At 37.2% G+C, this 12,366-nt stretch carries 8 protein-coding genes; 7 read left to right on the plus strand and 1 reads right to left on the minus strand.

The features are described 5' to 3' along the window. Positions 1 to 18 precede the first annotated feature (18 nt). The 3 genes from N9R04_RS03765 to ltaS all read left to right on the plus strand — a co-directional run bounded on the left by N9R04_RS03765 (position 19) and on the right by ltaS (position 4,446). A complete protein-coding gene (locus N9R04_RS03765) occupies positions 19 to 726 on the plus strand; it encodes a 5-oxoprolinase subunit B family protein (protein WP_262855211.1) in 708 nt (235 codons plus the stop codon). Further along, positions 714 to 1,721: a 5-oxoprolinase subunit C family protein gene (locus tag N9R04_RS03770; protein ID WP_262855212.1), complete on the plus strand. Its 1,008-nt coding sequence runs from the start codon at positions 714 to 716 to the stop codon at positions 1,719 to 1,721. The genes N9R04_RS03765 and N9R04_RS03770 overlap by 13 nt, the downstream gene beginning before the upstream one ends. A gap of 781 nt (positions 1,722 to 2,502) precedes the next feature. Beyond that, complete coding sequence (gene ltaS, locus N9R04_RS03775; RefSeq protein WP_262855213.1) at positions 2,503 to 4,446, plus strand: polyglycerol-phosphate lipoteichoic acid synthase LtaS; 1,944 nt, start codon at positions 2,503 to 2,505, stop codon at positions 4,444 to 4,446. A gap of 295 nt (positions 4,447 to 4,741) precedes the next feature. Here ltaS and N9R04_RS03780 read toward each other — a convergent pair whose 3' ends face one another. After that, positions 4,742 to 5,278 (minus strand): hypothetical protein, encoded by a 537-nt coding sequence (locus N9R04_RS03780; RefSeq protein ID WP_262855214.1) that lies wholly within the window; start codon positions 5,276 to 5,278, stop codon positions 4,742 to 4,744. A gap of 216 nt (positions 5,279 to 5,494) precedes the next feature. On the opposite strand from N9R04_RS03780, the gene N9R04_RS03785 reads away from it, so the two are divergent. The 4 genes from N9R04_RS03785 to N9R04_RS03800 all read left to right on the plus strand — a co-directional run bounded on the left by N9R04_RS03785 (position 5,495) and on the right by N9R04_RS03800 (position 12,157). After that, positions 5,495 to 7,372: an ABC-F family ATP-binding cassette domain-containing protein gene (locus N9R04_RS03785; RefSeq protein ID WP_262855215.1), complete on the plus strand. Its 1,878-nt coding sequence runs from the start codon at positions 5,495 to 5,497 to the stop codon at positions 7,370 to 7,372. Positions 7,373 to 7,384: 12 nt separating this feature from the next. Beyond that, positions 7,385 to 9,163, plus strand: a complete 1,779-nt coding sequence (recQ, locus tag N9R04_RS03790) for a DNA helicase RecQ (protein ID WP_262855216.1) — start codon at positions 7,385 to 7,387, stop codon at positions 9,161 to 9,163. Between the two features lie 511 nt (positions 9,164 to 9,674). After that, entirely contained in the window at positions 9,675 to 10,646 is a 972-nt protein-coding gene (locus tag N9R04_RS03795) for an ABC transporter ATP-binding protein (RefSeq protein ID WP_262855217.1), read from the plus strand. Beyond that, on the plus strand, positions 10,643 to 12,157 hold the full coding sequence (locus N9R04_RS03800; protein ID WP_262855218.1) for an ABC transporter permease/substrate-binding protein: 1,515 nt from the start codon (positions 10,643 to 10,645) through the stop codon (positions 12,155 to 12,157). The genes N9R04_RS03795 and N9R04_RS03800 overlap by 4 nt, the downstream gene beginning before the upstream one ends. Positions 12,158 to 12,366: the final 209 nt, after the last annotated feature.

Consider the following 12,366-nt stretch of genomic DNA (forward strand, 5'->3'; position numbering starts at 1 on the left):
TACAAAGAGGTGGGTTAAATGAAAATATATAGTCAGGGAGATCAAGCTATCGTTGTTTCTATTGAGAAAGAAGTTTCGAAAGACTTAACTGGAGATTTACTTGCTTTAAGAAGCTATCTCGTCGCTCAAAGCTATCCGTTTATTACTGAAATTGTACCTACTGAATCTGACATGATGATCTGTTACGACGCTCGAGACATGATTAAACATCATCAGATTGCTTCGCCTTATCTCTATATGAAAGAACTAATTGAATCCATTCAACTTGAAATTAAATATGAGCGCAATGATGAACAGTTGACACAAGTGCCAGTCATTTATGGCGGTCAATATGGCCCTGATTTAGATAGATTAGCAGAATATCATCAGTTGGATAACTCATCCTTTATCACTATACATACGGCACCTAACTATTTCGTATCTATGATGGGATACTCACCTGGGTTCCCTTACTTAACCGGGATGGATGAACGTTTGTTTGTTAACCACACAGGCGAAGAGAAGACGTTTATACCAGCTGGTTCTGTAATTATTGAAGGTAAGAAGACAGGCATAACTACAACGGATAGCTATGGTGACTGGTTGGTCATCGGTTACACACCTATAGAGTTATTTAATCCACACAAAAAAGATTTCGCGTTATTTAAATTAGGGGATAACGTAAAGCTTAAACCTATAAGTGAGAATGATATTGATTTAGGAGGCTTCAAACCATGTCAATCATAATAGAAGATGCTGGCTTATTCTCAAGCTTTCAAGATTTAGGAAGACATGGTCATGAACATGAGGGCGTTATTCCTGGCGGTGCAATGGATACGCTAGCACATGAAATTGCGAATCGCTTAGTCGCGAATGATAAAGAAGAGGCAACGCTCGAAATGACCAATAGAATGGCACGTATAAGATTTACAGAACCGACACTGATAGCGATTTGTGGAGGAAGCTTTAAAGCTGAAACACAAAGGATGACAGTCTATCCTAACAAACTTCATCTCATGGAAAAGGGTGATGTATTAGACTTTACCGATACACGTAATGTCTCACGTCTCTATCTAGCGATCGGTGGCGGTTACGAGCTAGAAGATTGGTTACACTCTACAGCTACAGATTTCAAATCTAAGGTGGGTGGTTTCAAAGGACGTCAGTTAAGAAAAGGTGATGAGGTTAATATGAAGCGTAATTATACTGAGCGTCACCGTAAGTTATTTGAAAATTTAGCTACCACGCATCAAGCCTCATGGGGAGTGGATGGTTATGCACTGTCATTCAACTACATGTCTGATGTCTTTCATGTAGTATTGAACAAAGGCGCGGAAGATTTCGAATCAGAAATGCTTAGTCGCTTCACGGCTGGTGACTACAAAGTTACAAGTAAAGCGAATCGCATTGGTATGTTAGTAGAAGGTGAAGCAATTAAAGCGTTCTATGAGGACATGCCGGCCCATCAATCTGTTAAACGAGGGACTATTCAAATTAAGAGAGATGGCACACCTATTATCTTGCTCAATGATCATTTCACTTTAGGAAGCTATCCGCAAATCGGCACAATTGCGAGCTATCACTTATCTAAATTGGCGCAAAAACATCAAGGTACGAGGCTCAAATTTCAGTATATCGATGTACAAACCGCTGAAGCTAATTTAATGAAATATAGTCATTGGCTTAATCAATTGTTTCATGGTATTGAATATCGCATGCAGTTAGAAATGATGAAGTCGTAAAGATCATTCATTACCTGATCATACAAAATTGTTGTTTTGATAGTTAGGCCTTAAGTCTGATGGTTTAAATTGTAAAGAAGCGTATAATGCTTCAACAGTTACAATTAGGGACTATAACAAAGCAGAGGGGAGCGGGACAGAAATCTAATTTGAATAAAAGATTTCGTAGTCCCGCCCCGGCAAGGATGACTAGAATTGAAAAAAGCTTGATACAAGCGCGTTTTCAAATCAGTCATCTACTGCCAAGATGCTGAAAGAGGGAGCGGGACAGAAATCTAGTTTGACTAAAAAGATTTCGTAGTCCCGCCCCGGCAAGGATGACTAGAATTGAAAAAAGCTTGATACAAGCGCATTTTCAAATCAGTCATCTACTGCCAAGATGCTGAAAGAGGCTGAAACATTACATTCTGTCCCGCTCCCTTGCTTAGTGTTGAAAGTGTCTTTCCGCTTGATATTTACTATAAATTACTATATATTAGTAAACTGAACTAACTCATTATTTTGATAAAATAGGACTTCTCTACTTTAAAAATTTTTAAAAATTGTAAAAGAAAGATAGATAAGTAAAAATTAGTGAATGTAAAAGTAATATTACTGATTATACTCAATGGTAATTATTGCTGATAAATGAGAGGGTTTAAGGTTGTTTCTGAACACGCGATAACCAGTTAGTATGAGGTGTATCGGAGGTTTAGAAATGGCTAAATGAAATTATATGAGGTTAGATTAAATTTGCTCAATCTGATTTAATCTAGCGATCTAAATAATCGGGGGAACAAGTATGGGCCAGCACAAAAAGAAATTATCTCTTTTTGCGTTTTTTCTATTAACTGTATTAACAATTACATTAAAAACGTATTTCTCATATTATGTTGACTTTTCTTTAGGTGTCAAAGGATTAGTACAAAACTTAATATTGTTGATGAACCCATATAGTTTAGTCGCTTTAATATTAAGTATCTTCTTATTATTTAAAGGTAAAAAAGCGTATTGGTTTATTTTTATAGGTGGTTTCTTGTTAACCTTCCTGCTATATTCTAACGTCGTATACTTCAGATTCTTTTCTGATTTCTTGACGTTTAGCACGTTGAACCAAGTGGGGAATGTTGATTCAATGGGAGGCGCTGTAGGAGCCTCATTTAAGTGGTATGACTTTGTTTACTTTATTGATATTATCGTATACCTTTTTATTTTAATATTTAAACATAAATGGTTAGATAAACGGGCATTTAGTAAAAAGTTCGTACCAGTTGTCATGGCAGCTGCTGTTGCTTTATTCTTCTTAAACTTAGCATTTGCAGAGTCAAATCGCCCTGAATTGTTAACTCGTACATTCGATCACAAGTACCTTGTAAAGTATTTAGGGCCGTATAACTTCACAGTATACGATGGAGTTAAGACAATTCAGAACAACCAGCAAAAAGCATTGGCTAACGAAGACGATTTAACCAAGGTTCTCAATTACACTAAACAAAAGCGAACAAAACCTAATCCAGAATATTATGGAATAGCGAAAAAGAAAAATATAATCAAGATCCATTTGGAAAGCTTCCAAACTTTCTTAGTTAATAAGAAAGTGAATGGTCAAGAAGTCACACCATTTATTAATAAATTGTCTAGTGGTAATGATGATTTTAGATATTATCCAAATTTCTTCCATCAAACAGGTCAAGGTAAGACATCTGATTCAGAATTCACGATGGACAACAGTTTATATGGTCTAGCACAGGGTTCTGCATACTCTTTAAAAGGGGATAATACTTATCAATCTCTACCAGCTATCTTGCATCAACAACAAGGTTACACTACGAGTGTGATGCATGGTGACTACAAAACATTCTGGAACCGAGACCAAATTTACAAACACTTTGGTATCGATAAATTCTATGACGCAACTTATTATGATATGTCTGAGGATAATTTAGAGAACCTAGGTCTTAAAGACAAGCCATTCTTTAAAGAATCAGCGAACTACATCTCTAAAGAAAAACAACCGTTCTATACGCACTTAATAACGTTGACGAACCACTATCCGTTCACGTTGAAAGAGAAGGATGCCTCAATTCCTAAACCTGATACAGGTGATTCTACGGTTGATGGTTATATACAAACAGCACATTACTTAGATCAGTCACTCGAACAGTTTATTAACGATCTGAAGAAAAAAGGCGTTTATAAGAACTCTGTTATTATGATTTATGGGGACCATTACGGTATTTCTGAAAACCATAATAATGCTATGGAGAAACTTTTAGGAGAAAAGATAACTCCAGCGAAATTCACTGACTTGAACCGTACTGGTTTCTGGTTGAAGATTCCAGGTAAGAAAGGAACTGTCGATCATACGTATGCAGGACAACAAGATGTAATGCCAACATTACTCCACCTATTAGGTATTAAATCAAACAACTACCTCATGATGGGTACAGATTTATTATCTAAAGACCACAATGATACAGTGCCATTTAGAAACGGCGATTTCGTAACGAAAGATTATAAATACGTGAATGGTCGTATCTACTCCAACAAGGATAATCAACCTGTAACTAAGAAACCAAAAGACTTTGAAAGACGTAAGCAACAAACAGTTAAAGATCTTGAAATGAGTGATAATGTACTCAACGGTGATCTATTCAGATTCTACAAGAATCCAGACTTCAAAAAAGTTAAGCCTTCTGATTATAACTACAAATCAGGACCAAAAGGCGAAGAGAAAAAGAAATAGGTTGCTTAAAAATTGATAGAGGTCGGGACAACGAAATCTTGCTGTTGGTCCGCCGTTAATCGATTTCCGAGAGCACAGAATCTTTATGTCTCAACCTCTATAACTTATTACTATTTCAATCTACAAATATATTCTTAAAATTTTAGCCAGCACTTTTTAGTCATGCTAGCCTGAAGTATTTTCTAGGCTTAAGACTAAGTGCTGGCTTCTTTATTATTTATATTGAATATCAAGACAAGTAGTAAAGAGTACAACAAACAGCTAAATGAGCTCGTAGTTATCTCTCGCAGAAGAATTAGAAATCTCCGAAGTCACCGAAATCTCCTACATCACCCAGGTCACCAAAACCTCCGCCGAAAGTGTCATCATTATCGCTGTTACTTGCCACGTTCTCACTATCGTCGCTACCATGACCCCCACTGTCATGGTCATCGTGGTCATGGTCATCATGGTCGTGGTCATCATGATCGTCATGGTCATCATCATCGTGACTATCATGGTCATCGTCCTCGCTAGCATGTGCTAAGTTTTCAGCTAGAGGAGCGCCCACGCTAAATGCAGTACTCATGAGCATGGTAAACATCAGCATTGTCATCATATTATTACTGTTAATTAAATTGTGTTCTCTTGCATATTCAAATCGTTCACGGCGTTCCTGATCACTGTAACCTTTGGCTTTCATACGCTGGTCTGCTTCATTAGCATCAATATGCTCCCAACGTTCTCTGTTAAATTGCTCTGCCTCTTTTCTTTTGTGCCGTTGATAGATGAGAAAGACAATCGCTATGATTAATAGAACGATAAGCAATAGGATTAATGTATTAGGTGACATTGTTTTTCCTCCTTTAACTTTTATAATAATCATAATAAATTTTTTAAAGCTAATAAAGCATGTAAGCCTTTGATAGAGCTTTATATATTACTATATTATAAAATTTAAAGTTGAAAGTAATGGGTTTGTATCATAATAATGTCAAAAGGTGTATAATGTATAGAACTGGCATTTTAATAGTGTTCAATACTGGAGTGAGATAAAGGAGATTGATTTATGGAAGCATACAAAATTGAAAATCTAAATAAGTCATATGCTGATAAAGTCATATTTGACGACTTACATTTATCTATATCTGAAGGTGAACGTATCGGTCTCGTGGGTATTAACGGCACGGGCAAAAGCTCGTTACTTAAAGTTATCGCTGGAATTGATCAAGACTTTCAAGCAGATATCTCACATCCAAACCACTACTCCATACGCTACTCTTCACAGAAACAAGTTTTTAATGAAGACGTGTCAGTATTTGAAGCTATATTAGAAACCGACACGACTATAACGCGAATCATACGCGAATACGAGCGCGCGGTTCAACGTTATTCTCAGACACAATCTGAGCGAGACTTGAATCACATGATGAAAGCTCAGGACGACATGAACACCCATGAGGCGTGGGATTATAGTGCTGAAATTAAAACGATCTTATTTAAATTAGGAATAAGTGAAACTACAAAACCTGTTAAAGATTTGTCAGGAGGTCAACAAAAACGTGTAGCGTTAGCGAAAACTCTAATAGAACAACCTGATTTATTATTGCTTGATGAACCTACTAACCACCTAGATTTTGAATCTATTAATTGGTTGATTAACTATGTCAGACAGTATCCAAACACAGTGTTATTTGTTACACATGATCGCTATTTCTTAAATGAAGTATCTACCCGAATCATTGAACTAGATCGCGGTCAATTAACAGAGTATCCGGGTAATTACGAAGATTATATAGCACAGCGTGCAGAAAATGAATTACAAGAACAAAAGCAGCAAGAAAAAGAAAAATCACTATATAAGCAAGAGTTAGCGTGGATGCGTGCTGGTGTTAAAGCTCGGACAACTAAGCAACAAGCACGAAAAGATCGTTTCGCTAAATTAGAAGAAGATGTTAAGAATCATCATCAGAAAGAAAAAGCGTCACTTAACTTAGCCTCCTCTCGCTTAGGTAAACAAGTTATCGAGCTAGAAGATGTGACTAAGCGCACGAATGATAGAGTCTTGTTTGAACATTTCACACAGATTGTTCAGAATGGTCAACACATTGGAATTGTAGGCCCTAATGGTGCGGGCAAGACGACGCTCTTAAACATATTGTGCGGAGAAGATCAGGACTACGACGGGAAAGTAACGATAGGACAGACCGTCAAGACCGCTTATTTTAAACAAACCGAGGAACGGTTAGATCGTGATATTCGTTTGATTGATTATCTGAGAGAAGAAAGTGAAGTAGCTAAAGAACAAGATGGGACATCGGTGTCAGTTACTCAATTACTTGAACGATTCTTATTTCCTAGCCATACGCATGGGAAAAAGTTATATAAGCTTTCTGGTGGCGAACAGAAACGACTTTATTTACTTAAGTTGTTAGTTCATCAACCGAATGTTCTCTTACTAGACGAACCGACGAATGATTTAGATACTGAAACATTGACTATTCTGGAGGACTACATTGCTAACTTCGGCGGAACTGTCATCACAGTTAGTCACGATCGCTATTTCCTAAATAAAGTTGCAGATGAGTATTGGTATGTACATGACGGTCGTATTGAGAGAGTGTTAGGAACCTTTGAAGATTATGAGCGTTATAAAAAAACACAGGAAGCAGAGAAGTCTCAGAAAAAGCAACACAAGCCTAAGCAGCAGAATAAGACACGTCAGCGAAAGTCTCTATCTTATAAAGAAAAAAGAGAGTATGAAATGTTACTTGAACGCATAGATGAAACAGAGCAACGGTTAACTGAAATTGATGAAGAAATGATAGAAAGCAATGCTGATTATGCTAAAGTTAAGGAATTAAATGAAGAACGCCATCGTTTATCTTCAATGTATGAGGAAGATTTAGCGCGTTGGGGCGAATTGGAAGAACTGAAAGAGCAATGAGGGGTTAAGTTTATGGAAGCAACATTAGCGCACTATTTTGGCTATCATGACTTTAGACCTGGTCAAAAGGAAATTATTACGAATGTGATTCAACACCGTAATACATTAGGTGTGTTGCCGACAGGTGGCGGTAAGTCGTTATGTTATCAAGTACCTGGTTTAATGTTATCCGGGACTACAATTGTCATCAGTCCGCTCATCTCGCTGATGAAAGATCAAGTGGATCAATTAAACGCGATGGGGATCAAAGCGCTTTATCTCAACAGTAGTATGAGTAATGCTGAACAAAAGCAAGTAGAAGATCAGTTGAAACATGATACAGTAGACTTCTTATATATTGCTCCTGAACGTTTTAATAATCCTCGATTCATGCGTTTGATCTTACAACTGACGATCCCAGTGATAGCTTTTGATGAAGCGCACTGTATCTCTAAATGGGGGCATGACTTTCGGCCGAGCTATCAGGAGGTTATCACTAAAGTATTGCAACTACCTCAAGATTTTACCATCGTAGCGTTAACTGCCACTGCAACTACTGAAGTGCAAAGAGATATCGTTAACAGACTCAATATTCATCAGCAACATATAATCAAGACGAGTCCTAAACGCGATAATCTCATCTTCAAAGTAAACCCTACTTATCAGCGTCAACAGTTTGTAGTAAAGTACTGTCGGGAGCATCGAGAACAAGCAGGTATCATTTATTGTTCTACACGAAAGCAAGTAGAAGAGCTCCACGACCTGCTAGGCGATGTAAATATAAAGAGTGCGATGTATCATGCTGGGTTATCCAATGAGGAACGAGATAAAGCTCAAAATGATTTCATCTATGATCACGTACAAGTCGTCGTTGCGACCAATGCCTTTGGGATGGGGATCGATAAGTCAAATGTACGCTTTGTTATTCATTACAATATGCCAGGCGATTTAGAATCATATTATCAAGAAGCCGGGAGAGCGGGGCGAGATGGTCTCAAGAGCGATTGTATATTGCTGTTTAGTGAACGAGATATGGGCTTACACAAATATTTTATTAACTCATCTCAAGCTGAAAGTGATTATAAAGATAAAATGGGCGAGAAATTAACTAAGATGATACACTATACCAAGACTAAAAAATGCCTTGAAGCTACGATCGTTCATTATTTTGAGCCTAATGAAAAGCTCAGCGAATGTGGTCACTGCAGTAATTGTAGCAACGATAATAAATCATATGACATGACTAAAGAAGCTATGATGATTGTCAGTTGTATTGTTCGTATGAAGCAACAAGAGAATTATAATGTAGTTATTCAAGTGCTGCGTGGTGAGCGTACGGACTATATTACGCGGTGTGAGTACAGCAAGTTATCTACACATGGTTTGATGAAGGAATATACGACAGCTGAACTCAATCACTTAATAGATGAGCTGCGTTTCAAAGGGTACCTCAATGAACAAGATGGTATTCTCATATGTGATGCGTCTGCTATTCAGTTGTTAAATGGAGATCGACAGGTGGTTACTACGCCGTTCAAACACAAGACAACGGAAACTGTCTTAATTAACACCGTAGAAGGGGTTGACCACGTATTATTCAGTAAATTAGTTAAGGTGCGTCAGCGTCTGAGCGAAAAATTAAAAATAGCACCTACCAGTGTTTTTAACGATGCCACGTTAGAAGAATTTGCGAAACGTAAACCTCAATCGAAACAAGAAATGATAGCTATTGATGGTGTCGGAAGTTATAAATTAAAGCATTATTGTCCAAAGTTTATAGAATCGATTCAAGACTATAAATCAAATGTGTGAACTTAGGGCGCCAAGGTCTATAATCTTCACATCACAACTGTTTTAGTGATGTAAGTGAATGATCTAACCATTAGCTGACTCAATTCTAACTGTAGAAGAGATGGTGGTTCTGTCCTATTCTCATGTTCAAGAGATTGGGTCAGCGTCGATACATTCGGCTACAATACAATATTGGCAGTTCAGGCAATGTTTGTCGGAGCGAAACATCGAAATCTAAGTACAAAGGAGATTTCTGTTTCGCTCCTTATTAGTTTAGAAGATGTTCTCAGGCAAGTAGGCTGAGGTAGACTAGCTGAAACTGTACGCTTACATAGTAGTTTATTTGTAGACTGCATTGAAGAGATAATTTTTTAACCTATGTTATTGTTTGAGACTTTCTTTGCAACTATGAGGCTATTAATTAAAATAATTTTTGATATTAACTTTAAATCCTTTTAAAAAGGGAATGGATATACATGAAATTATCAAATTGATTGATCAAGGGTCAATATAGAGAAATAAGGGTGATAAATTGATTGAATTCAAGAATGTGACTAAACGATACGGCGATAAGGTAGCAGTGGATGATGTGAGCTTTAATATTAAAGAAGGGGAGTTCTTTGTATTAATAGGACCATCTGGCTGTGGAAAGACGACGACACTTAAAATGATGAATCGTCTTATTCCGTTGAGTGGAGGCTATATTTATTTTAATAATAAACCGATAAGTGACTATCCTATATACGAAATGCGGTGGGATATCGGTTACGTATTACAGCAAATTGCATTGTTTCCACATATGACTGTAAGGGATAATATAGCGCAAGTCCCGCAGATGAAGAAGTGGAATGAAAGTGATATTGATGAGCGCGTTGATGACTTACTCAGTATGATCAATATGGATCCTGAGCATTTTAAATATAGGAAACCAGATGAATTATCAGGAGGGCAGCGTCAACGTATTGGCGTCATACGTGCCTTAGCAGCAGATCCTCCAGTTATCTTAATGGATGAACCCTTTAGTGCACTCGATCCTATTAGTAGAGAAAAACTACAAGAGGATTTGATTGAATTACAAGCTAAGATTAAGAAAACGATCGTCTTTGTTACACATGATATAACTGAAGCGGTCAAATTAGGGGATCGAATTTGCTTGTTAAATGAAGGGCATATCGAACAAATTGGTCGGCCACAAGAACTGATTCAACATCCAAAAAATGATTTTGTGAAACAATTTATGGGGGACCAGATTGAACAGTATGAGACAGCTAAGTTAAATCATCTAAGTCAGTACGGCAAAGAGATATCGGCCGATGTTATCGAGCAAAGGGGCCTGTCAATATTTGATAGTGAGGACACGGTAGAGCAAGTGTACGCCGCATTAGCGGAAGACGATGCGGTTGCTGTGAAAGATGAGCGTTCACATCAATATTTAGAACTATCTCGCGCAGCTATATTTAATTATCTATCACAAACCCGTGAACGAGTAGGTGAAAAGGTATGAATGAATTGTTGCAGACATTATCAGAGCGTAAAAGTCAATTGCTATCAACCATACTTGAACATATCCAAATTTCATTTATTGCTTTACTCATCGCTGCTCTGATCGGTGTGCCGTTAGGGATATTATTAACGAAGACGAAACGCTTATCTGAGATAGTGATGAATATTGCGGCTGTGTTACAAACAATACCTTCTCTTGCTTTGTTAGGACTAATGATTCCGCTTTTCGGGATCGGTAAAGTACCAGCAATCATCGCGTTAGTGGTGTATGCATTATTGCCTATCTTACGCAATACATATACTGGTATTCAGGAAGTCGATCAATCATTAGTGGAAGCGGCTAAAGGTATCGGTATGAAACCGTGGCGACGTCTTCGCAAAGTTGAATTACCTATCGCTATGCCCGTAATTATGGCAGGGATACGTACAGCAATGGTTCTCATTATTGGAACAGCAACCTTAGCTGCTTTAATTGGTGCAGGCGGGTTAGGAGATATCATTCTCTTAGGTATTGACCGAAATGATTCAGCACTCATATTAATTGGTGCTATTCCTGCAGCGCTGTTAGCTATCATCTTTGATTTGATTTTAAGATTTATGGAGAAATTGTCTTATAAGAAATTAATTATTTCTCTTTCAGCGATTGTACTGGCGCTGCTTATCGCCATTCTCGCGCCGCAGTTTGCAAGTAAAGGAGAACATATTACGATAGCTGGGAAGCTCGGTTCAGAACCATCCATTATTAATAATATGTATAAAATACTGATCGAAGAGGAGACAGACGATACTGTGGAAGTTAAAGATGGCATGGGTAAAACCTCATTTCTATTTAACGCTTTAAAATCAGATAATATCGATGGCTACTTAGAATTTACTGGGACAGTATTAGGAGAGCTTACGAAAGAAGATTTAAAATCCAAGGAAGAACCTAAAGTTTATAATCAAGCGAAACAGAGTTTACAACGAAAATATAAAATGACTATGCTAGAGCCGATGAAATATAATAATACCTATGCTTTAGCAGTCAAAAAAGATTTTGCTAAGAAGTATAATATTCAAACTATAGGAGATTTAGAAAAAGTAAAAGATAAGATTAAACCTGGCTTCACACTTGAGTTTAACGATCGTAGCGATGGTTACCCAGCTGTTAAAAAAGCCTATGATTTACACCTTAATCAAGTGAAAACGATGGAACCTAAATTACGTTACCAAGCACTAGATAAAGGAGATATTAATTTAATTGATGCGTACTCTACCGATGCGGAATTAAAGCAATATCATATGGTAGTTCTAAAAGATGATAAACATGTCTTCCCACCTTATCAAGGTGCGCCGATGTTCAAAGAGAAGTTTATCAAAGAACATCCAGAAATTAAGAAACCTTTAAATAAACTTGGTGGCAAGATTTCGGACGAAGAAATGCAAGAAATGAATTATCAGGTGACAGCTAAGAAGAAAGATCCATATGATGTAGCTAAGCATTATTTAAAGACACATCATCTTATTGACTAAACGTATCTTAAGTTGAAGGTGCTTATCTTATTGTGGCAATGGTTTATAAATTTCAGTATATTTTGCTGTTAGTTAAGAGATTAGAAAAAACTTAAACCTGTTCAGACATCGACAACGATGTAACCTTACAGTATTTGTCTTAAATAGAACTGAGCTACTAAATTCGCTATTAAATTATTTTTTGGGGAACGAGAGGCTGGGACATAAAG

Source organism: Staphylococcus marylandisciuri, assembly GCF_025519785.1.
GTDB classification, from domain to species: Bacteria; Bacillota; Bacilli; order Staphylococcales; family Staphylococcaceae; genus Staphylococcus; species Staphylococcus marylandisciuri.